This is a genomic window from Nodosilinea sp. LEGE 06152 (assembly GCF_015207525.1).
GTDB lineage: Bacteria > Cyanobacteriota > Cyanobacteriia > Phormidesmidales > Phormidesmidaceae > Nodosilinea.
This window is the reverse complement of the sequence record NZ_JADEWR010000003.1, coordinates 489082-509578: the sequence shown is the minus strand read 5'-3', so window position 1 is coordinate 509578 and position 20497 is coordinate 489082. Positions and strand designations below refer to the sequence as shown.

Genomic DNA, 20497 nt, shown 5'->3' with positions numbered 1-20497 from the left:
TCGCCAGTCCAAAATCCAAAATCAGTAGTGGTTACTCGCCTTCCGGTGGTGCACCGCCGTCAGCCCATCGGGCTTCGCCACCCGCCCGACCCTGGCAGTGGCGTAAATGACCCAGTGATCGCCTGCTTCCAGGCGGTGGGTGGCGGTGCATTCTAAATAGGCCAACGCTTCGGCCAAAATAGGAGAGCCGTTTTCGGCGGCGTAGGTAGCAATGCCCTCAAAGCGATCGCCGCCGGGTGGAAACCGCTTTAGAAAATGCTTCATGAGGTGCTGGTAGTGGCCTTCTTCTAGCACGTTGAGCACGAAGGTATCGCCCCCGTGCAGCAGCGACTCAATGGCGCGATCTTTAGAGACGGCTACGGCAATACCGGGGGGCTGCGCACTGGCCTGAATCACCCAGGACGCCAGCATAGCGCTGCTGACGGCTCCCTTTTTGGCGGTAACAATATAGAGTCCGGTGCTAAGGCGACCCAGCGCCTGGTCGAGACCGACGTTGAGCGCTGAGTTGGGCTTTTGGCTGCGATGGCTTAGAGGGCCATCGCGGTTGACCCACTGGCCCAGATCGGTGCCCGCTTCTTCGCAGAGCTTGTCGGTGGCCTCGGTGGGGGCAGACTTAATCAAAATGGGCTCAAAGGCAGTTTTGAGGCCCAGGTCTTGAAAGCGGTTGCGCAGGGGAAAGATGGGTTCATCTTGACCGCCGCCGGTTTCAAACAGGCCAATCGACTGCTTCGGGTGAGCCGCTGCGAGTATGGTGCTCAAAATGGGCTCTAGATCGGGGGCGGTTTGGGGCGGCATTCCCAGCACTAGCCCGGCAGCGGTCATGGTCAGTTCGCGCACGGCGTGCACATCAGTATTGAGCAAATCGACCAGCTCTACGGCGGTGCCGGTTTTGAGCAAGCCCTGCCCCAGGCTGTGAACAATGCGATCGCTGTGGCCATACTCCCCCACGTAAAACAAGGCGACGAAGGGTTCGGCCTGGGCCTGGGCCTGGCTCCAGCTTCGGTAGTGCTCTCGCCACTGAGTCAGGTGATGCCGCAGCAGAGGGCCGTGGCCGGTCGCAATCTGGTCTACCGTCAGTGGCTCAATGCGCTTGAGGGCCGCCAGCACCGAGCGGGCGTTTGGCCCCATCAGACAGTCGTAGTAGAGTCGAAAATCGGCCTCTAGTAACGACGGCGTTTCGTCGTAGAGGGTATCGTCGCAGTAGTGCAGGCCAAAGACATCGCAGGTGTAGAGCACCTGAGTACCGCTGTCGTAGGTAAGCATGGTGTCGGGCCAGTGCAGGTTGGGAGCCGAGACAAACTCCAAATCGTGACCGCCGCCTAAATCGAGGCGATCGCCGCTTTTTACCGTCCGGGTCGCGAAGGGACGATGGATCTGATTCTGCAAAAACTGAATAGCGACTTTAGACCCCACAACGGTTATTTGGGGAGCCAGGTCTAGCAAATCGCTAATCAGGCCGCTGTGGTCGGGTTCGGTGTGGTTAACGATTAGGTAATCAATCTGCGCCAGGTCTACCAGCGATCGCAGCTCTTCTAGATACAAAGTTCTAAATTTGCTGTGGCTGGTGTCGATAAGCGCTGTTTTTTCGCCGCGAATCAAAAACGAGTTGTAGGTCGTACCGTTTTGCAGCTCAAACTCAATGTCAAAGCGATCGCGGTCCCAGTCGAGGCAGCGAATCACTGTTGAATCGGGCGCGATCGCTGCCGTTTGTAGGGTCAGCCGCCCAGTGCATGGCGGCTCTTGACGCAAATCCGTAAGGACAACCATAGGGAATCTCTATCCTCATTGAGACTTGGCTAGACATGTCTCAATGATTAGTCACCCGGCAGGTTTTGTAAAATGTCAATCCTAAAACAGAGTTATAATTAATTTGTATAACTTTATGAATATTGCATTTGTCCTGCAAATGCATTGATTTGGGTCAGGGGTAATAATGCTGCTCTGTGGCGTGTGGCAGCAAATACTGCGATCGCCCCAATTCTTGCCTGTGGCGGCTCGACCGCAACCCTCCATTAAAAACCCGCCCCCTGGTATGCGCATACCGGGGGGCGGGGTGACTCAACTTTAGCTTTGCCAAGGAAGACTACACCCTAGGCGGCAGCCGTTCCGTAAAGAACATTTCTCTATTTTGGGCCTATGTTTTGGCCTAGAGTCTAGGCTCTGAACGAGGTCAGAGCTTGGTTCAGAACAGAAGCGGTATTCGGCTAGAGAGCATTGCCCTCGGAGAACTAGGCTTCGTTAGCTTTGTTGAGGTTTTCCTCGCGCAGCTGGTCGAAGTTGACGGCGTCTTTGTCGAGGTTGTCGTCACGCAGCTGGTCGAAGTCAACTTTGCTGAGGTTTTCCTCGCGCAGCCGGTCGAAGTTGACGGCGTCTTTGTCGAGGTTTTCGTCGCGTAGCTGGTCGAAGTCGACTTTGTTGAGGTTTTCCTCGCGTAGCCGGTCGAAGTTGACGGCGTCTTTGTCGAGGTTGTCGTCACGCAGCTGGTCGAAGTCGACTTTGTTGAGGTTTTCCTCGCGTAGCCGGTCGAAGTTGACGGCGTCTTTGTCGAGGTTGTCGTCACGCAGCTGGTCGAAGTCAACTTTGTTGAGGTTTTCCTCGCGCAGCTCGCGGAAGTTGGCGGCAAAGGCGGGAGAGACGGTGGCTGTAGCGATCGCAGCGGTCAGAATGAAGAGGACGGTGCGTTTCATGAGTTCAGCTCCTTTGAGAACGAAGGGGTGTGTTGAATGAATCAACTTGAGTTCTATAGTGCTGGGGGCACCTGAGCGGGAGCTGACCCCCATCTGAGTCAAGCTTAAGCGTTGCCTGAGAAACCTGAGTGCCGCTTGATGGCACCCTGAGAACGCGCCGCCAAAAAGCCAGCCTTAGGGCGTCAGCTGCGCCAACAGTGGCACCATCACCACCAGGTAGAGCGGTATCGCCACCGAAATAAAGCTGATTGCAAAGCGTGTATCGAGGCCATTTTCTTGGGTAAAAAACAGCGTCAGCAGGCTGGGTGGTAACGTTGCCCCCACCAGCACCGCCGCCCGTTCGACCCCCTCTAGCCCAAAGACCGTAACGGCTACCCAGCCAAACCCCAGGCCGCCGCCAATCTTTGCGATCGCCACCAGCAGGTACACCCAGCCGCCTGCCATCTGCACCTCAAACTCCATACCCACAACCAGCAGCACCAGCAGCAAAAAGCTGTTGGCCACAATATCCAGCAGGCTCAGCACAACCCCGTGATTAATACCCAGGGCGTTCATGATCAGCCCCAGCAGAATGGCCCAAAAGAACGGCGTCTGCGCTAGCTTGGTCGCCACCGCCCGCGCCGTTACCCCCGCCTGGCCAAACCAAGCTGAGAGGCAGTACACCACCGTCAGCAAATAGACGGCATGGGCCAGGTCAAACAGCACAAGGCGGCTCAGTCCCACCTCTCCAAAGGCCAGCAGCATCAGCGGGTAGCCCACCGCACCACCCTCCAAGCTAGGAAACGTGGTGATCAGCGCCCCAGCCTTGGCCCGCTCCCAGCCCAGCCAGCGCAGGCTAGCCAGGCCCATGAGCGTCAGGCCCAGCACCACCAGCAGGGCCGACAGGGGCAAGTAGATCAGCTCAGGGGACAGGGTCGCCGTCGCCAGGGCCTTGAGAATAACCGCAGGCAGCACCAAGTGGGTCAGCAATAGACCTATGGTTTTGGCGTCGCCCGGCCCCAGCACCCCCGCCCGCTTCAGCCCATAGCCAAGGCAGCAGACCAGGACCATCGGCAAAAGTTGAACCAGCATAATGATTTCTCAAACCGCCCTGGGGCGTGTCACCAATTGTGGCTAAAAGTCTGATACATCTAAGCCCTGCCACGCCCGACCCCAAAAACAGGCTAGGGGCTGTAAACCTTAGTTTTGGGCGTTTAGTAGCTAATTGATGACGGCTCCTAGGGCAGCCTTTGCATGTCTTGCTGAAGCTGCTCGGCTTGCTGCTCGATCGCTTCAGCGGCTTCGCTCTGCTGTTGCTCCATAATGGCAGCGGCATCGTTAGCTTTTTCGATCGCCTCCGTAGGGAGCGCCTGCTCGGCCTCTGGCGACGGCTTGAGTTGGTTAAAGACCAGCGCCCCGACCACCCCCAGCCCCACCAGTAGCCCGACCAAAGAGAGTCCGCGCATGGTTTCTACCTGTTTTTAATCGACAACTGCGATCGCATGTTCGCAGGCTTAAGATACCCCCATCAGTGGGTTTGTAGCCATTGCCAGTATGGCTAAGACGTTCCTTGAAACATTCTACAGAGGGTTATGCAACGGCAAGGGTCAATACGGTTTTGACGAGCAGTTCTACTTCAAAAGGCTTGCTCAGATGCCGCTGATAGCCGCTCGCCAACGCCTGCTGCTGGTCGGCCTCACGGGTGTAGGCCGTCAGGGCGATCGCAGGAACCTGCCCACCTCGTTCGGGCGGTAGGGCGCGAATCTGCTTGATTAACGTATAGCCATCCATATCGGGCATGCCAATGTCGCTGACGAGCACGCTGGGTTGAGCGGTTTCTAGGGTGGCTAAGGCTTCCGCCGCCGAGGCTGTCGACATCACCTCTGCCCCATACTGCGACAGCATGAAGGCCACTAGTTCGCGGGCATCGGGGTCGTCATCTACGACAAGCACGCGCACCCCGCCGAGGTCGAGCCGGGAGGGTACGGGCCGCTCGGCGGGCTTGGTTGGGGATGTAGTTTTTGCCGTCGGCAGCTGTACGGCAAAGGTTGCCCCAAGTCCCTCACCGGGGCTGCTGGCGCTGATCGTGCCGCCGTGGGCCTCAACCAGGTGGCGCACAATAGCGAGCCCCAGCCCCAGCCCGCCGTACTGGCGAGTAATCGAGACATCCTCCTGGCGGAACGACTGAAAGAGATGGGGCAGAAAGTCGGGATGAATGCCTTTGCCGGTGTCGGTTACGGTAATTTGGGCCTGGTCTTCGATCTGCTCTAGCCGCACCTCAACGCGCCCCCCCTGGGGCGTGAACTTGATGGCGTTAGACAACAGGTTCCAAACAACCTGCTGCAGCCGGGCCGCATCGCCGTAGACCTTGCCAACATCGACCAGAACCGGGTTCAGCACAATTGCCTTGGCTAGAGCGGCGGTCTTGACCGTCTCAAGGGCGGCATCGATTACCAGGGTGAGATCGATGGGGGAATGGTCTAGGTGCAGCTTGCCGCGCAGGATTTTGGCGATATCCAGCAGGTCGTCGATCAGCTGAGTCTGGAGCTTGGCATTGCGCTCAATGGTGCTCAGCGCTTCCTTGGTCTTGGTTTCGCTGAGTGTGTGGGTCTGCAACAGCTGAGACCAGCCCAAAATTGGGTTGAGTGGCGACCTGAGCTCGTGGGAGAGAATCGCCAAAAACTCGTCTTTGACGCGGTTGGCCCGTTCTGCTTCGGTGCGGGCCTGGCGCTCGGCTTCGTAGAGCTGGGCGCGCAAAATCGCCTGGGCGCACTGGCGGCTGACCGCCAAAATAAAGTCTTGATCGGTCTGGCTGAGCGGCCTTAGCAGCCTAAAGCTGAGGGATATGCCCCCCACCGCGCGGCCCTCGGCCTTCAGAGGCAGCGACAGCCAGCCGCTAAAGTCGTAGCGGTTGTAGTACTCGGCCAGGTGTGGGTAGCGCTCGGCCCGTTCGCTGGGGCTGCCCAACCACACCGGCTGCCCTGTGCGAACTGCTTCGGCTAGGGGTACTGGGGCATCGATCGCAAACTGCTGCCAGGCCGCCACCAGGTCTGCTCCCAGGTCATAGCCCTCGGCCTTGACGATCGCTAAGTGCTTCTGGTCGGGGGTGACCAGGGCCACCATCGCGGCATCGGCATCGAGCGCCGCCATGCTCTGTTCAACAATCACATCGGCCAGCTGCTGCGGGCTCAGCACCTCTGAGAGGGCAGCCGTCACGGTTTGGAGCCGGGCGGTGCGATCGGCGGCGGCCTCGGCCAGCTGCCGAGACTGCTGAGCCGCCTGGTACAGACCAGCATTGTCGATGGCGATGGCCACCCGCTGCGCCAGGTCGTGGGCTAAGGGCAAGTCTGCGGCGCTGTAGCGACGGTCGGACTCGGTAAACACAAACGAAATGCTGCCTAGCACGCGATCGCGGGCCTGCAGAGGCATAATGATGCAAGACCTGAGGCTAAACTGGCGCAGGGTCGCCAGGTAGTCAGGGTCTTTGACCGTCATGGTCAACATTTCATCGGTAATCTCAGCCACCAGCTGTGGCTGACCCGTCTGGATCACTCGAGAAATGCCAAAGTCTTGCTCCAGGCTGCGAGGGAACCGACGAGTTACCTCCCAAGCCCGCTCTACCTGGATTGGGTCGCAGTGGGCCACAGCCATTCGGCTAATGCTGTTGTCTGGGTTCAGCAGGTCAATGCTGCACCAGTCGGCAAAGTAGGGCACTGCCAGCTCAGCGGCTCGCTGCAGCGTCTGTTCATACTCCAGCGAAGACGACAGGGCCGCACTGACATCGGCTAAAAAGCTGGCCTGCTCTTGCTTAGCCTCCGCCACCGCGTGGGCCGACTGCGCCTGGAGCCGCTGCCGGTATTCTTCTTCAGCCTGCTTACGATCGGTAATTTCAAAAAAAGTAACCACTACCAAACCCGGCTGAGGCCCAGGGTGCTCAAACAGGGGTCGAGTATTGATTGAGATCCAGGTCAGGGTGTCATCGGGCTTGTAAATCCCCATGATCACGTTGCTCAGGGGCTGTCCGGTGCGCAGGGTAACCGTCGCCGGGTACTGCTCGGGCGGAAACGGCGTTCCGTCTTCTTGAATGGCTCGCCAGGTTGGGTTTAGGGCGCTGCGGCCCGTCATTTGATCCGCCGTTAGGCCCAACAGGTGCTCGGCATTGGCGTTGCAGGTGTAAATGTCGCCATTGGCCTTCTGTAGCACAATGCCCTCCGCCGCCGTTTCAATCACAGAACGGTAGAGCTGCTCCGACTGCCGCAGCGCCTGCTCAGCCTGCTGGCGCTCGGCCTCAATTTGCACGCGATCGGTGATCTCACAGAGGGCCGCCACCACGTGGGTAATCTGCCCGGCTGGGTCAAACAGTGGCGAGGCGTTGACAGAGAGAATGGCGCGAGTGCTATCGCTGAGGGTAATGGCGTGCTCTACCCCGTAGACGGGCTGCCCGGTACGCATTACCCGCACAAAAGGCAGCTCGTCCTCAGGAAAAGGCTGGCCATCAACGGTGCTAATCGCCCAGGTCAGGTCGTTGTAAGTGCGATCGGCCAGGTGGTCTTGATCGAGCCGCAGCAGTTGTTCGGCCGCTTTGTTGGCCGCCACAATTCGCCCCGTCACATCGAGAATGATAATCCCATCGGGGATGGTCTCAAACACGCTGCTCAGCTGGGCTTCACCCTGGCGTAGGGCGGCCTGTTTCTTGGCGGGGGAGAGCTCCAATGCCGGGCTTTGCGAATGCAGGTAGTCTGAGGGTGAGCTGTTCAGGTGAACGTTCCTTTTGGGTAATTCAGAACATGACCAACTCTGTGCCGCAGGGCAAAGCCCGTGCGTAAGGTTGGTCAAGGGTTAGCGACACCAAGCGGGCTACACCCGTTAGCCATTGGCTCAGACTGTATTTAAGTCAATGTCTACTGACGGTGCATCAATTAAAGAAGATTCAGCCACGGGCAGAATCTATCCCAGGGATGATGCACTAAAAACTCTAGCGCAGGAGAGGGTAGCCGCACCAGCGCCTCAGCCCATCAGCTAAAGACAAAATCGACGGCCAACAGATCTCTAAATGAAACAATCCTAGGCGACCTGACAATCGGCGCTGGTACCGCGCGATCGCCCCCGGTTTCCGCTTTCGCTAAAGCAGACGGTAAATAGTGCGCCACTACCAGTGACTCACGGTACAAAAACAGGGCGGATGATGGGAATCGAACCCACGAATGGTGGAACCACAATCCACTGCCTTAACCACTTGGCTACACCCGCCACAATTGCGTTTTTCAATATAGCACCGAAGATGTGCCTATAACCACGAAATGTTCAATTTTTTGATCGCTGTTGGGTCAGGGCGTCTGACCTTACAATCAAAGCGCGACAGTCTAAGCAAGTTGGCGGGCGATCGCCCGTCACACCCTACCCGTCACCCCGCCGCTGCCGTCCCATCCGCTGCGGTGAGTTAGGCCGTACTGCGGCTGTGAGTCTATGGTCTTCTGCCCATGCCGGTTTCGATCATCATTCCCACCTGGAACGAGGCCGCCTGTCTAGGCCGCACCCTGGGCGTGCTGCAAAGCCTCAACCCGCCGCCGCACGAGATTGTGCTGGTAGACGGCGGCAGCAGCGATCGCACGGTGGCGATCGCCCGCGCCTGGGGCGATCGCCTGCCCCTGACGGTGATTCAGTCTTCGGCAGCGGGGCGATCGGTGCAGATGAATCTGGGGGCGCAGGCGGCTAAGGGCAGTGTTTTGTGTTTTCTCCATGCCGATACCCTGGTGCCCGACGACCTGGTGACTGTAGTCGAGAGCACCTTGGCTAACCCCGCAGTGGCTGGGGGCGGCTTTATCTCGCTGATGGCGGGGCCAAAAGCGACCCGCTGGGGCATCTCGCTGCACAACGCGCTTAAAACCTACTACGCCCCGCTGCTGTTTCGGCCCCATCTATTCTTTGCGCGTGGGCTGCGACTGCTGTTTGGTGACCAGGTCATGTTTTGTCGCCGCGCCGATTTCATCGCCTGCGGCGGCTTCGACCCAGCCCTGCCGATTATGGAAGAAGCCGATCTGTGCCTCAAGCTGTGCCGTCGCGGTCGCCTGCGTCAGCTCAGCCGAGTGGTGCAATCCTCTGACCGGCGGGTGGCCGCCTGGGGTGCTCTCAAGGCCAACGCCATTTACTTAATGATTGGGCTGCTCTGGGGAGTGGGGGTGCCTGCTACGGCCTTGAAGCGGTTTTATGAAGAGGTGAGGTAGGGGTAGGTGGGTGGATGGGTGGATGGGTGGATGGGTAGATGGGTGGATGGGTAGATGGGTAGGTGGGTAGGCGAGTAGGTGGGTAGGCGTGTGCCCTCATTCCCTTATCCCCCTCATCCCCCTCATCCCCCTCATCCCCCTCATCCCCCTCATCCCCCTCATCCCCCTCATCCACCCGCCCCCTCATCCACCCGCCCACCCGCCCACTCACCCACCCGACTGCTGATTCAGGCTCCAGTCATAGGGGAGGTAGCGCACCTCGGTGAGGGCAGACGGCGGCGGGCTGAGGTTGAGGTAGGTGCCGATGTAGTCGGGTATTGAGGGGGCAACCCGCAAAAAGTCTTCGCCATACCACTTAAAGATTTTGCTGCAGTGGAGCACTCCGGCGGCGTTGTCGTAGCGCACCTTAGCGGGGTTATGAATGAAGCGGTGGGTGTCAGTTTCGAGCTGGGCCTCTACGATATCGGGCCAGTAGGCTTCGTTGCGCAGAATGGGGCAGCCTCCCGAGGCGCACACCAGGGCAAAATGAATGCGTGGCTCTTTAAACTGAGGCCGCAGCAGGTCGTGCTCCAAATTGTTCAAACTGACGGATTTGCCGTCGAGCGCATAGAGAGGGCGATTAAAAAAGCGCCAGAACGCCAGCCAGTTGGGCAGCCCCAGCACCTGCGGCAAAATTGAATCGATGGGGTAGCGCTTCAGCACCTGCTGAATGGTGAGGGCGTTGTAGAGGTTGATCAACAGCGCCAGGGAGTCTTCTGGAACCAAGCCATCGAGGGTGTTGGGCAGTGAGGCCAGCCAGGCATCCAGGTCAGGCTGGGCCTGCTGCTGCCAGCGGGCGTAGTCGACTCGGCCCTGGTCGTCGACGTAGGTCTGAAGCAAAGTATTCCAGGGGGTAAAATTTAGCATGGCCTGTCTCCTGCGCCTGGCGCATAGTGCCTATGTCCCCGATGCCGACCCCAATGCCGCTGCGAACCTTAGCGCGTCCTGTGGCCTGGTGGGTGGTAGACCACTGGGTAAAGTGGGCGTTTCCGGGGGTGGCTACCCTTTCTCCCCAAAGTCTCGCAAATTGGTTGAGCGAGGGCAAAGCCCCTTTACCCATTCTGCTTGATGTGCGCCGCGACGATGAATTTGCGGTTAGCCACCTGCCTGAAGCCCACGTTGCCCCCAATCTAGATGCGGCGCTGGCCCTAGGGCTAGACCCCAATCAGCCGATTGTGGCCTACTGCTCGGTGGGGTATCGCTCGGCTCGGCTGGTTGCGCAGCTGCAAGCGGCTGGTTATACCCAGGTGTATAACCTGGCTGGGTCGATATTTCAGTGGGCGAATGAGGGGCGATCGCTTGTCCAATCGGGTCAGCCCGCAGCGGTGGTGCACCCCTACGACCCGCGCTGGGGGCTGCTGCTCAAGCCTGGGCTGGCCTACCAGCCAGAGAACCCGGCATCTACCACCGAGGAGAAGGCGTAAAATCTACAGGCGGCAGCGAAACTTCAGCGAGAACCGGCCACAATCGCCTCCCACTGGGGCAGGTCCTCGGGGCGATCGATATCGGTGAGGGGGGGCAGCAGCTTTACGGTGAGGCCCTGGGCCTTGGCCGCAGTGAGGGTCTGGGCCAGTACCTGGTCGGTGCCCCAAGCGATCGCCTTAAAAAGAGCTGGTTCTAGCTGCCGCAGGCCAATCAGGTAGTAGCCGCCGTCGGTGGCGGGGCCAAGCACTACATCGACCTGGCTCAGAGCCTTTAGGGTAGCGGCCAGATGGTCAGCCCCTAGTGCGGGGCAGTCACTGCCAATGGCGATCGCCCCCGGCCGGCCCATCGCCAAACTTTGGCTGAAGGCGGCGATTAGGCGATCGCCCAAACCACCCTCGGCCTGGGGATAGTAGTCAACCGCATCCCCCAGCCAGGCCTGCATTTGCTCCTGGCTGCCGCCCGCAAAGTGCACCTCGATGGCCAGGGGCAACCGCTGCGCCGCGCCCTGCACCCGAGCCAGCACGTGCTCCGTCATTTGCCGCTGTAAGGCTGCTGCCCCCGCTGGCCCCAGGTGCGGAATCAGGCGGGTTTTCGTGCGGCCTGGTTCAGGAAATCGGGTAAACAGCATTAGGCCGAAGGGCTTGCCCTTGGGCTGATCGGTAGCCCCGGTCTCTAATTGGTTCATGCCGAGCCCATCTCTTGACGTAACTAAGGGAGTAGCTGGGGGTGTTCATGGTGTAGTCACTATCATGGGGGCTGCCGACTGAGAACACAACCGATTTACTTAGCCTGCTCAGGGCGGTGCAAACGTTTTTGCTGCCTAAAAAAATTAATTGCAGCTTCGGGGCATTTTTGGGGCACCCTAAGTCGCAACCAATTCATATTGTGGGCTGCACGGCTCGGAGTCAGACACGTGTACAGGGTTTTAGGTCTACCTGAGCCAATCTAGCCATGACACAGCCAGCATCTACTGACCCCATTCGGGTAGGTATTCTCCACTCTATGACAGGGCCAATGGCAGCTAGCGAAGCTCCGCTGGTGGAGGCTGCCCTGATGGCCGTCGACGAAATTAACCAGGCGGGGGGCGTGCTGGGTCGTCCGCTACTGCCCCTGATTGGAGATGGAGCCTCAGATCCAGGCGAGTTTGCGGCGGCGGCCCAGCGTCTGCTGAGCCTAGATCAGGTGGCTACAATTTTTGGCGGCTGGACCTCGATGAGCCGCAAGGCGGTGCTGCCAGCGCTGGAGGCCCACAACTGCCTGCTGTGGTATCCCGTGCACTACGAGGGGCTAGAACAGTCGCCCTGGGTGTTTTACACGGGGTCGTGCCTCAATCAGCAGGTCGAGCCAGCCCTCGACTGGCTGCTGGCTCAGGGCCACCGCCGCCTGTTTCTGCTAGGGTCTGACCACCTGTTTCCTCGAGTTACCAATAAGGTGGTGAAGGGGCAGCTCAAGCGCCGTCAGGGTACTGTCGTGGCCGAGGCCTACGTGCCCCTGGGGGCCACCGACTTTAGCGATCTCGGTCAGACAATTTTAGCTGCTCAGCCCGACGCGATATTTAGCACCCTCAATGGCCTCAGCAATGTGCCGTTCTATAAACAGTGTCAGGCCCTGGGCCTAAGCCCCGATCGCATCCCCATTTTGACCGTTAGCATTGGCGAGCTAGAGCTGCGGCAGATTGGTGCGGCGGCGGCCGGGCACTACGCCTGCTGGAGCTATTTTCAAAGTCTGGAGACGGCTGCTAACCAGAGTTTTGTGGCTCGCTTCAAACAACGCTATGGAAGCGATCGCGTCACCACCGACTCGATTGAGGCTGCTTACACCCAGGTCTACCTGTGGCGGGCCGCCGCCACCGCCGCCCAGACCGTCGCTACCGATCCGGTGCGCCAGGCCACCTACCACCAGCGCTGGCAGGCCCCCAGTGGCACCGTCTACTGCGAGCTTAACCACCACCTGCAAAAGCGTTGCCACGTCGGGCAGGCCCAGGCCAATGGCCAGTTTCGCATTGTCTACTCTAGCCCTGGCCCCATTCGCCCCCTCCCCTGGCTGGGCATGGAGAACCAGACCTTTCCGGCGGCAATGGTGGTGACCGAAATGCTGGGGGAAGTTTCGGCCTGTGTGCAGTCGAGTTGGGAGCTAGAGCAGCAGTCGCGGCGGCTAGAGCAGGCCCTGGCCCAGCTGCGCCAGGAGGTCGCCCAGCGGCAGCAGGCCGAGGCCGCTCTGCGCGCCGCCAATGCCGAAATTACCAACCTCAACCAAACCCTCCAGGCCGATAACAGCCGCATGAGCGCCGAACTGTCGGTGGCTCGTCAGATTCAACGCATGGTGCTGCCCCGCTCCGCCGAGCTAGAGGCCGTTGTCGACCTGGATGTGGCCGGGTTCATGGCGGCGGCGACCGAAGTTGGGGGCGACTACTACGATGTTCTACAGGGCGATGTCTTGCCGGGCGATGAAACTAACCGCAGCGTGACTCTAGCCATTGGCGATGTCACCGGCCACGGGCTCGAAAGCGGCGTGCTAATGATCATGGCCCAAACCGCCGTGCGCACTCTGCAGGCTTTAGGTGCCAACCAGGCGGGCATCGGCTCAGCGCAAGCTTTTCAAGCTATCAATACGGTGCTCTACCAAAACCGCCTGCGCATGGGCTCTCAGCGCCACCTCTCCCTGGCGCTGATTAACTACCACCGGGGTACTCTCACCATCAGCGGCCAGCACGAGGAAATCATTGTGGTTCGCAGCGGCACCGCCCAGCGCATCGATACTGTAGATCTGGGCTACCCAGTGGGTCTGGTGGCCAACATTGCTCCCTTTGTCGCCCAGCACCGGCTCAGCTTGGCGGTGGGCGATGGGGTTGTGCTCTACAGCGACGGCATTACGGAGGCCGAAAATAGTCAGCGAGACCTCTACGGTATCGATCGCTTGGTGGCGGCAGTGCAGCGAGCCTGGGGCGGTGCTGCCCAGGAGATTCAGGCTGCGGTAATTGACGACGTGCGATCGCATGTTCAAGATCACGCTATTTGCGATGACATGACTCTGGTTGTACTCAAGCGCCGCGTCTAGCCCTTCCCCCTTTTCCTGAGCTCGTTCTTGCTATGACCTGCCCTTCCCCTCCCCACTTCAATGCGTCTCCCGGCGAGCCTTCAGAGATCTCTCCAGAGGTACCCGTAAACCCGCCCCCAGAGGCACCTACAGAGGCATCTTCAGAGGCACTTACAGAGGCACCCTCAAATATCGACTTGAACCAACTGCTGCAGGACAATCAGCGGCTGCGCCAGGAAAACGCCGACCTGCGGATTGCCCTCTCGACCACAGCTGAGCACGGCGATCTGATCGAAGCCGACCTGCACAGCGCCAACCAGCGCCTTCAGGCCGAAATGGTCGAGCGGCTGCGGGCCGAGGCCACCCTTAAAACTCTGGTTGACCTAATCTCGCGCCAAAAGGCCGATCTGGAGATCATCATGCACACCATCATGGAGCACGGTGATACCCTCGATACCCAGTGGCACCAAAAGTTTTGCGCCGCTATGGTGCGAGCCGACATCGATGGGCTGACCCAAATTCCTAACCGCCGCCGCTTTGATGAGTACCTGGTGCAGCAGTGGCAAGACATGGCGCGAGAACAGAGCCCGCTGGCCATCATTCTCTGTGATCTAGACGCTTTCAAGGTTTATAACGACACCTACGGCCACCTGGCCGGAGATACCTGCCTGGTGCGGGTGGCCGCTGTGCTGCGCCACTGCCTGCACCACGCCAACGATATGGTGGCCCGCTACGGCGGCGAAGAGTTTGTGGCCATTTTGCCCCGCACCACCCTGGCCGACGCCCAGGTGGTAGCCCAGCGCATTCAGCGGGAAGTCTTAGGATTGCGCATTCCGCACCAGTATTCCACGGTGGCCTCGGTGGTTACGGTGAGCATTGGGGTGGCGGGCACTATTCCCCAGCCCCACGCCAGCGGGGCCGACCTGCTGCAGCGGGCGGATGAGCAGTTGTACCAGGCCAAGCGCCTGGGTAAAAACCAGATTTTTGCGACCAGTGTTTAGCCTGCCCAGGCTTAACGGGTTTAATCAAGCTTTTGCAGCTCACTGCGGGTGATGGTTACCATGTTTCCTACCTCTATGCCTAATCAGTTTGGCCGCTTCGCCACCTGCTTAGATAACAGCAAAGAATACCTCACCATTTGCTTTTCACCCTCGGCCTCGGCTCGCCAGCAGCGGTGGCGCAACTATGGGCTATCGGCGGATTTTTTGGGTGACTATTTCGCTACTTTTTTCCCGGGCAACCCGCAAAAAAACGGGGCGGCAGATGATGTAATGCAGCGCGATACCGTCAAGTCTGCCATCAGCTACATCGCCAATGAGCTGCTCGAAAACGCGATTAAATATCACACCGATCGCTCCCCAGAACCAATCAGTATTTCGCTGTTTTTGTATGAAGACTACATCGTTTTTCAGTCGCTTAACCTGGTTGAACTCCAGGCGGCAGAACAGTTTCAGGCATTCGTTCAAGATATTCTGACGACGACCGACCTCGACACCCTATTTGCCCAACAGCTAGAAAAAGCCGCTACCGGCCACGGCGAATCGCACATGGGCTTTTTGACGATGATGTGTGACTATGGCGTGGAATTTGGCTGGGGGTTTGGGCACAGCCCCCAGCTGCCGGAGTTTCTTCAGGTGGATGTGCAGGCTTATTTAAGCCTAAAGACGGCTTTTTGATCTAGCATCGCTATTTTGGGGTGAGGCGAGCGCACCCTAGCCTGTATGAGTCCTGCACTTAGTTCCTATCGCTTGCCTGCTATGCCCAACCCGATTCCGATCTCTGCCATGACGCCTGACCCCGCCATGCCTGATTCCGCCATGATTGAAACCGAAGACTATCGCGTGTACTACCAGGCAGAAACGGCCACCGTAGTGATGGAGGGATTCTTACGGCTAGACGGCATCGAAGCCTACCAGTCTGTAATGGATCTGCTGACGGCGGCGGCGGCCCATGACTCCTGCACCGTTGACCTGCACCAGCTGGAGTTTCTCAATAGCTCTGGCATCAGCATGCTGTCTATGTTTGTGGTGAAGGTGCGCGATCGCGGTACCACCCGCCTGAGCTTTCGCGGGTCTGAGGCGATTCTCTGGCAAACGCGATCGCTCAAAAACCTGAAGCGCCTGATGCCGGACCTGCACATCGAAATGCTGCGGCCCCAGAGCGACGCCGAGTAGGCTATTTCCATTCTCGCTAGCTCTATTTTGGGCTGAATTAAAGGCTCAAAGAAAATGGGGTTCAAAAGAAATGGGCGCAGCCGTCTGGCCACGCCCCTGCATCAGCACCCCTGCTGAGGGGCACCGGGTAGATGCATTACTGGTTGGGGAGGTTGCCGGGGCGTACCGTAACGGTCTGCTCTCGGCCATCTCGCTGCAGGGTGAGCGTGAGGTTTTGCCCCACTCGAGATTGCTCTACGGCCTGCTGAACAGCGACGCTTTCGGTGACGGGCCGCCCTTCGACGGCCACAATTACGTCGCCCTCTCGTAGACCGCTTTGGGCGGCCGGAGAGTTGGGCATGATGCCACCAATCAGCACCCCCGAATCGGCTTCAACCGAGAAAGGACGGTTGGGATCGCTGTTGATGTTTTGCTTTAGCTCCGGCGTCAGGTTCACCATTTGAATGCCTAGGTAGGCGTGCTCAACCCGGCCATTTTCGATTAGCTCAGCGCTGATGCGCTGCACGGTATTAATTGGAATGGCAAAGCCCAAACCCTGCGCTCCCTGAATGATGGCCGTGTTAACGCCAATTACCTCGCCGTTGAGGTTGAGCAGTGGCCCGCCCGAGTTGCCGGGGTTGATGGCGGCATCGGTTTGAATGAAGTTGACGCGCTTGTCGGGCACGCCCACCTGACGGCTAGAGCGACCCGTGGCACTGATAATGCCGGCTGTAACGGTGCTGTCGAGGCCCAGGGGATTGCCAATGGCGATCGCCCACTCGCCGGGCTGAATCTGGTCTGAGTTGCTGATGGCGACGGTGGGCAAGTTTTGGGCGTCGATTTTAATCACCGCAATATCGGTTACCGAGTCGGCCCCCATGACCTGGCCGCTAAAGCTGCGCCCGTCGGAGAGCGTGACCTGTACCTCGTCAGCCCCGGCGACCACGTGGGCATTGGTGACAATGCGGCCGTCGGCGGAGGTAATAAAGCCCGAGCCGACGCCCCGCTGCACCTGCTGCTGCTGGGGGGCAGGCATGTTGTTGCCAAAGAACTGGCGGAAAAACGGGTCTTGGAACATGGGCGGCAGGTTAGTCCGCACCGTGCGGGAAGCATCAATGCGCACCACAGAAGGCTCCACCTGGCGAACGATGTCGGCAATCAGGTTGGGGCTAGACATTGAAGGGGCCACAGCTAGGCCATTCTGAATGCCATTGGGCCGGGGCGCTTGGGCCTCGGCGTTAGGGGCGGGAGCGGCCTGCTCTTCGTTGTTCCAGAAGCCGTTGTTCCAAAACACATCGGTGGCGACGGGAGCATTGGCACTGGTAGGCTGTCTCAGGGCGTGCAGGGCCTGACCTCCAGCGGTGGCAATGCCTGCGCCCACAAGCACTAGGGCCAGCGATTTAGCAGCGGGTCGAAGATTGCGTCCAGAACCGCGCTCAGAGGTCTGCCTAGAGCCTTGCCCAGAACCATCCCTATTCATTGCTGTTACCTCGTTTGAATCTCGCATGATGTTTACAACAATAAAGTCATGGTATTGCGCAAGGGTGGCGGGTCCATGGCGAAGCTGTGACACTTTGCTGCCGTTGGCTGTGACAATTTGGCGGCGAGCGATGGGAGCGAAGGTCAGGGGAGAAGGCTCAGAGGTAGGTTGAAGGCCTACGGTGCAGGGTATACGGTTTACGGCAGGCTCTGTACCTTGTACCGTGAACCGGTTGCCTTTGCCCTGGCGGACTATCAGTACTTAATGCGATCGCGGTCTTTGTCGGGCGCCGCGTGTTTGACCACAAAGTCGATAATTTTGCCCGCCACATCGATATCGGTGGCCTTTTCGATGCCCTCTAACCCCGGTGACGAGTTGACCTCCATCACCACCGGGCCGTGGTTGGAGCGCAGCAGATCGACCCCGGCTACCCGCAGGCCCATCGCCTTGGCGGCCCGAATGGCCGTGCTGCGCTCCTCGGGGGTGAGGCGCACGCGGCTAGCCGAGCCGCCCCGGTGCAGGTTAGAGCGAAACTCACCGGGGGCACCCTGGCGCTTCATGGCGGCCACTACCTTGTCGCCAATCACAAAGCAGCGGATGTCCATGCCGCCCGCTTCTTTGATGAACTCCTGCACCAGAATGTTGGCGTCGAGGCCGCGAAAAGCCTCAATAACCGATTTGGCCGCCTGCTGGGTTTCGGCCAGCACCACCCCGATGCCCTGGGTGCCTTCGAGCAGCTTGATCACCAGGGGGGCACCGCCGACGATATCCACCAGGCCGTCGATGTCTTTAGTGGAGTGGGCAAAGCCTGTCACTGGCAGGCCAATGCCTCGGCGGGCCATGATCTGGAGCGACCTGAGTTTGTCGCGCGATCGCGAAATGGCCATCGACGTGTTGGCTGTAAACACCCCCATAATTTCAAACTGGCGCACCACCGCCGTGCCGTAGAACGTGTTCGATGCCCCAATGCGCGGGATCACCGCGTCAATATCAACGATCGGCTGGCTTTGGTACATCACCTTGGGCTGGTGGGAGGTGATATTCATATAGCAGCGCAGATGGTCGATCACCTGCATTTCATGGCCACGCTCTTCCCCCGCCTGCGTCAGCCGCCGGGTTGAGTAGAGGGTGGCATCCCTGGATAAAATCGCAATCTTCATGGCCTCAGGAGTCATCCTCGGGGGTTAGTTTAGCGGTAATCAGGGGTCAATCGGGCGGTTTGGGCAGGAGTTGCAGGTACGATCGCCCCGGATCCACCAGGTAGCGACGGCGCACCGCCTGCCGCCCCAGCAGCATGCGAAACCCCATTTCATCGCGGTTGGTTAAGGTCAGCTCAATGGCCCACACGGCACGGCCTACCTGCACCTGGGTTTCAATTACCGGGCGCAACTCCGCCTGCCCCCCCGAGTTGCGCACCTCGCGCTCCTCCAAGAGTACGGCTTCGGCGGTTACTACAAAGTCATCGTTGCGCTGAAGGGGATGGGCTCGAAAGCGCACCATCGCTCTACCGCCCTGCTCAAACCGTTCCACCGCGAAGGCGTGGAGCGCCGACGATCGCGCCCCGGTATCAATCTTAGCTTTGATGGCCTCAACCCCAAGCCCGGGCAGGGCGACCCATTCTCGCCAGCCAATGATGGCCGCCGATGCAGCACCAGAACGCATACTATTCTTGAGACTATAACCGGCTTTAAGACCATAGCAGGAGAGGAGTTCATCCCAGGGGAAAGGGCCTAGGGAGGAAGGGGCTCGCTGAGCCTGGCATCGACGGGAGTGGGCGTTGGCTCAGGCGCGGCATCAGGGGCAAAATCGGGGCTGATATCGACGCTGGGGGCGCTGAGCAGGCTCAGCAGGTAGGGGTCTACCCCCAGTGCGGCGGCAAAAGCGGGCTGCAGAGCGGGCTGAAACCGCTGGTCGCCCTCCAGCGTGAGCTTAAAGTAGGCCAACCCCAGCACCTGCATGTAGGTCCACACCAGCTCGGGGCGCAGCCCAATTAACTCTGGCGGAATGGGCAGAGGCTGATCGCCCGCTGAGATATCCCCGATGGCTGAAAAGTGAGTGCCCTGGCTGATCAGCAGCAGATAGCGATCGGGCGTGGTCAGCCAGGTAAAGGGCACGATCTGCTCCGGAAAGGCTGGGGCAACCGTGTCCGCCGTGCCCGCTACCATCATTACCGGCAGGTCAATCTGACCGTAGCCGATCGCCCCAAACAGAACGCTGCCCACCGGGTTCATGACAAAAACCGACTTCACCCGGCGATCGGCCAGGCTGCTGGGGTTGCCCAGGTTTAGCGCTTGGCACTGCAGCAGCAGCGATGGATTGAAGGACAAAGTACCAGGAGGGCACACCTCGCTCAGGCCCTCTAAATCAAAGCTTGCCCCCGCCAGGGCCAGGGCCGTGTAGCCGCCAAACGACTGGCCGATTACCCCCACTCGGTCTAAGTCGAGCTGCCTGCGCAGGGGCGAGGGGCTCTGATTGAGGCGATCGAGGGTGTTGAGAGTCAGGGAGACATCGCGGGGACGCCGCAAAAACTCCTCGGTTTGCACCACCGCATCCGACTGCCCCGTCAGCAGGGCATAAAGCTGCTGGTCGTTGCTGCCGGGGTGCTCTAGGGTGGCGACGGCAATGCCGCCGCTGGCCAGGTACTCGGCCAGGTAGGTATAGCTATCGCGGGTGCCCCCCAGCCCGTGGGAGATGACCACCAGCGGAAAGCCCTGAACGGGTCTTCCCTGCTGTCCGGGGCGCACCTGGGGCAGGTAGAGCTGTACCGGCCGCGGCAGCCCCGGTACTACCACCTGAATGAGATCGAGGCCGTACTGGCGCTCGCTCTGCACCAGCTGTAGCAGCGCCTCGACATCGACCGGGTTGGCCTCGGCCTCCTGCCGAGCCAGGGCCTGCACCTGCTCAAAGGCCGCCTCGGACTGCAGAATGGCCTGGTTGATCTCCCGGGCGATCGCCAGACCTTCGGCCAAATCGATGCGGATGGCGACGGTGGGATAGGTTTTGAGCACGTTGAGCAGCGTAAAGCCCGACTCAGGGTTGGCGGCGGCTAAGATCAGTGCTCCGCGCAGGGCTTGCACATTAGCCTGGCGCACCGGGGTTTGCACCACCCGACTAATCTGCTCTAGCAGCAGCACGCCCTGCTCAGTGTAGAGAAACTGGGCGACTCCCACCGGGCTAATGGAAGCCGGGGTAGTTAGCACCTCGCGCACCTGGCTGAGCTGCTCATTGGAGAGCCGCAGCTGCTGACTGTAGATCCTGAGCTGGGGGGTCAGCTCCCCGGTAGTCGCAAACCGCTCAAGATCGGCGATCGGAATCGATCGCTCTAGAATGCCGTAGGACACCAGCAGCATCTCGGCCGCCGATACTGGAGTCGCCGTCGCCAGGGCACCCAGCAACCCTAGCACCCAGGCCAAACCACGTCGCCGCCAGCGCCGAGGGGCCAGCGCTGAGGCGGGCATTAGGGGGTGCCTAGGG

Annotated in this window: 18 protein-coding genes and 1 tRNA gene; 7 read left to right on the top strand and 12 right to left on the bottom strand. The window is 59.7% G+C overall.

Annotated elements, in window-relative coordinates; translation table 11 throughout:
- Positions 1-21: 21 nt before the first annotated feature.
- Positions 22-1767 carry a diflavin flavoprotein gene (locus IQ265_RS07095; protein ID WP_194051892.1) on the bottom strand — a complete coding sequence of 582 codons (1746 nt, stop codon included), beginning with the start codon at positions 1765-1767 and terminating at the stop codon, positions 22-24.
- A gap of 166 nt (positions 1768-1933) precedes the next feature.
- Between IQ265_RS07095 and IQ265_RS29290 the strand changes: the two genes are divergently transcribed.
- Positions 1934-2068 (top strand): hypothetical protein, encoded by a 135-nt coding sequence (locus IQ265_RS29290; protein ID WP_255523507.1) that lies wholly within the window; start codon positions 1934-1936, stop codon positions 2066-2068.
- 160 nt (positions 2069-2228) lie between these two features.
- On the opposite strand, the gene IQ265_RS07090 is transcribed toward IQ265_RS29290, so the two are convergent.
- From IQ265_RS07090 to IQ265_RS07070, 5 genes are all read right to left on the bottom strand, one after another.
- Complete coding sequence (locus IQ265_RS07090) at positions 2229-2687, bottom strand: hypothetical protein (protein WP_194051890.1); 459 nt, start codon at positions 2685-2687, stop codon at positions 2229-2231.
- Between the two features lie 174 nt (positions 2688-2861).
- Positions 2862-3758 (bottom strand): AEC family transporter, encoded by an 897-nt coding sequence (locus IQ265_RS07085; RefSeq protein WP_194051888.1) that lies wholly within the window; start codon positions 3756-3758, stop codon positions 2862-2864.
- 146 nt (positions 3759-3904) lie between these two features.
- Positions 3905-4132, bottom strand: a complete 228-nt coding sequence (locus IQ265_RS07080; protein WP_194051886.1) for a hypothetical protein — start codon at positions 4130-4132, stop codon at positions 3905-3907.
- Positions 4133-4256: 124 nt separating this feature from the next.
- Positions 4257-7379: an ATP-binding protein gene (locus IQ265_RS07075; protein ID WP_228037653.1), complete on the bottom strand. Its 3123-nt coding sequence runs from the start codon at positions 7377-7379 to the stop codon at positions 4257-4259.
- Positions 7380-7843: 464 nt separating this feature from the next.
- A tRNA-His gene (locus IQ265_RS07070) sits at positions 7844-7916 on the bottom strand.
- Between the two features lie 230 nt (positions 7917-8146).
- Here IQ265_RS07070 and IQ265_RS07065 point away from each other — a divergent pair.
- Positions 8147-8890, top strand: coding sequence for a TIGR04283 family arsenosugar biosynthesis glycosyltransferase (locus tag IQ265_RS07065; RefSeq protein ID WP_194051884.1), 744 nt, complete (start codon positions 8147-8149; stop codon positions 8888-8890).
- A 207-nt stretch (positions 8891-9097) separates the two neighbouring features.
- Here the strand turns inward: IQ265_RS07065 and IQ265_RS07060 are convergent, their stop codons facing one another.
- A complete protein-coding gene (locus IQ265_RS07060) occupies positions 9098-9796 on the bottom strand; it encodes a DUF547 domain-containing protein (protein ID WP_194051882.1) in 699 nt (232 codons plus the stop codon).
- Between the two features lie 32 nt (positions 9797-9828).
- Here IQ265_RS07060 and IQ265_RS07055 point away from each other — a divergent pair, with 32 nt between their 5' ends.
- Positions 9829-10353 carry a rhodanese-like domain-containing protein gene (locus IQ265_RS07055; RefSeq protein WP_228037652.1) on the top strand — a complete coding sequence of 175 codons (525 nt, stop codon included), beginning with the start codon at positions 9829-9831 and terminating at the stop codon, positions 10351-10353.
- A gap of 23 nt (positions 10354-10376) precedes the next feature.
- Here IQ265_RS07055 and IQ265_RS07050 read toward each other — a convergent pair whose 3' ends face one another.
- Positions 10377-11039 carry a TIGR04282 family arsenosugar biosynthesis glycosyltransferase gene (locus IQ265_RS07050; RefSeq protein WP_194051880.1) on the bottom strand — a complete coding sequence of 221 codons (663 nt, stop codon included), beginning with the start codon at positions 11037-11039 and terminating at the stop codon, positions 10377-10379.
- A gap of 266 nt (positions 11040-11305) precedes the next feature.
- Between IQ265_RS07050 and IQ265_RS07045 the strand changes: the two genes are divergently transcribed.
- From IQ265_RS07045 to IQ265_RS07030, 4 genes are all read left to right on the top strand, one after another.
- Positions 11306-13411 carry a transporter substrate-binding protein gene (locus tag IQ265_RS07045; protein ID WP_194051878.1) on the top strand — a complete coding sequence of 702 codons (2106 nt, stop codon included), beginning with the start codon at positions 11306-11308 and terminating at the stop codon, positions 13409-13411.
- Positions 13412-13443: 32 nt separating this feature from the next.
- Entirely contained in the window at positions 13444-14391 is a 948-nt protein-coding gene (locus tag IQ265_RS07040) for a diguanylate cyclase (protein ID WP_194051876.1), read from the top strand.
- 75 nt (positions 14392-14466) lie between these two features.
- Positions 14467-15066, top strand: a complete 600-nt coding sequence (locus IQ265_RS07035; RefSeq protein ID WP_228037651.1) for an ATP-binding protein — start codon at positions 14467-14469, stop codon at positions 15064-15066.
- Between the two features lie 81 nt (positions 15067-15147).
- Entirely contained in the window at positions 15148-15564 is a 417-nt protein-coding gene (locus IQ265_RS07030; RefSeq protein ID WP_228037650.1) for a hypothetical protein, read from the top strand.
- Positions 15565-15700: 136 nt separating this feature from the next.
- Here IQ265_RS07030 and IQ265_RS07025 read toward each other — a convergent pair whose 3' ends face one another.
- The 4 genes from IQ265_RS07025 to IQ265_RS07010 form a co-directional block, all read right to left on the bottom strand.
- Positions 15701-17050: an HhoA/HhoB/HtrA family serine endopeptidase gene (locus IQ265_RS07025; RefSeq protein ID WP_228037649.1), complete on the bottom strand. Its 1350-nt coding sequence runs from the start codon at positions 17048-17050 to the stop codon at positions 15701-15703.
- 227 nt (positions 17051-17277) lie between these two features.
- Positions 17278-18183, bottom strand: a complete 906-nt coding sequence (gene rimK / locus IQ265_RS07020) for a 30S ribosomal protein S6--L-glutamate ligase (protein WP_194051872.1) — start codon at positions 18181-18183, stop codon at positions 17278-17280.
- A gap of 46 nt (positions 18184-18229) precedes the next feature.
- The gene (locus IQ265_RS07015; protein WP_194051870.1) at positions 18230-18685 is read right to left on the bottom strand and encodes an ATP-dependent zinc protease; all 456 of its coding nucleotides are present in this window, start codon (positions 18683-18685) and stop codon (positions 18230-18232) included.
- A 68-nt stretch (positions 18686-18753) separates the two neighbouring features.
- Positions 18754-20481 carry an alpha/beta hydrolase gene (locus tag IQ265_RS07010; RefSeq protein ID WP_194051868.1) on the bottom strand — a complete coding sequence of 576 codons (1728 nt, stop codon included), beginning with the start codon at positions 20479-20481 and terminating at the stop codon, positions 18754-18756.
- Positions 20482-20497 lie beyond the last annotated feature (16 nt).

Bases quoted from the DNA above. Each gene is read 5' to 3' on its own strand.
- IQ265_RS07025 (WP_228037649.1), bottom strand. From the start codon at position 17,050: ATGCGAGATTCAAACGAGGTAACAGCAATGAATAGGGATGGTTCTGGG.
- IQ265_RS07060 (WP_194051882.1), bottom strand. From the start codon at position 9,796: ATGCTAAATTTTACCCCCTGGAATACTTTGCTTCAGACCTACGTCGAC.
- IQ265_RS07045 (WP_194051878.1), top strand. From the start codon at position 11,306: ATGACACAGCCAGCATCTACTGACCCCATTCGGGTAGGTATTCTCCAC.
- IQ265_RS07095 (WP_194051892.1), bottom strand. From the start codon at position 1,767: ATGGTTGTCCTTACGGATTTGCGTCAAGAGCCGCCATGCACTGGGCGG.
- IQ265_RS07080 (WP_194051886.1), bottom strand. From the start codon at position 4,132: ATGCGCGGACTCTCTTTGGTCGGGCTACTGGTGGGGCTGGGGGTGGTC.
- IQ265_RS07065 (WP_194051884.1), top strand. From the start codon at position 8,147: ATGCCGGTTTCGATCATCATTCCCACCTGGAACGAGGCCGCCTGTCTA.
- rimK (WP_194051872.1), bottom strand. From the start codon at position 18,183: ATGAAGATTGCGATTTTATCCAGGGATGCCACCCTCTACTCAACCCGG.
- IQ265_RS07010 (WP_194051868.1), bottom strand. From the start codon at position 20,481: ATGCCCGCCTCAGCGCTGGCCCCTCGGCGCTGGCGGCGACGTGGTTTG.
- IQ265_RS07040 (WP_194051876.1), top strand. From the start codon at position 13,444: ATGACCTGCCCTTCCCCTCCCCACTTCAATGCGTCTCCCGGCGAGCCT.
- IQ265_RS29290 (WP_255523507.1), top strand. From the start codon at position 1,934: ATGCTGCTCTGTGGCGTGTGGCAGCAAATACTGCGATCGCCCCAATTC.
- IQ265_RS07085 (WP_194051888.1), bottom strand. From the start codon at position 3,758: ATGCTGGTTCAACTTTTGCCGATGGTCCTGGTCTGCTGCCTTGGCTAT.
- IQ265_RS07015 (WP_194051870.1), bottom strand. From the start codon at position 18,685: ATGCGTTCTGGTGCTGCATCGGCGGCCATCATTGGCTGGCGAGAATGG.
- IQ265_RS07035 (WP_228037651.1), top strand. From the start codon at position 14,467: ATGCCTAATCAGTTTGGCCGCTTCGCCACCTGCTTAGATAACAGCAAA.
- IQ265_RS07090 (WP_194051890.1), bottom strand. From the start codon at position 2,687: ATGAAACGCACCGTCCTCTTCATTCTGACCGCTGCGATCGCTACAGCC.
- IQ265_RS07030 (WP_228037650.1), top strand. From the start codon at position 15,148: ATGCCCAACCCGATTCCGATCTCTGCCATGACGCCTGACCCCGCCATG.
- IQ265_RS07050 (WP_194051880.1), bottom strand. From the start codon at position 11,039: ATGAACCAATTAGAGACCGGGGCTACCGATCAGCCCAAGGGCAAGCCC.
- IQ265_RS07055 (WP_228037652.1), top strand. From the start codon at position 9,829: ATGTCCCCGATGCCGACCCCAATGCCGCTGCGAACCTTAGCGCGTCCT.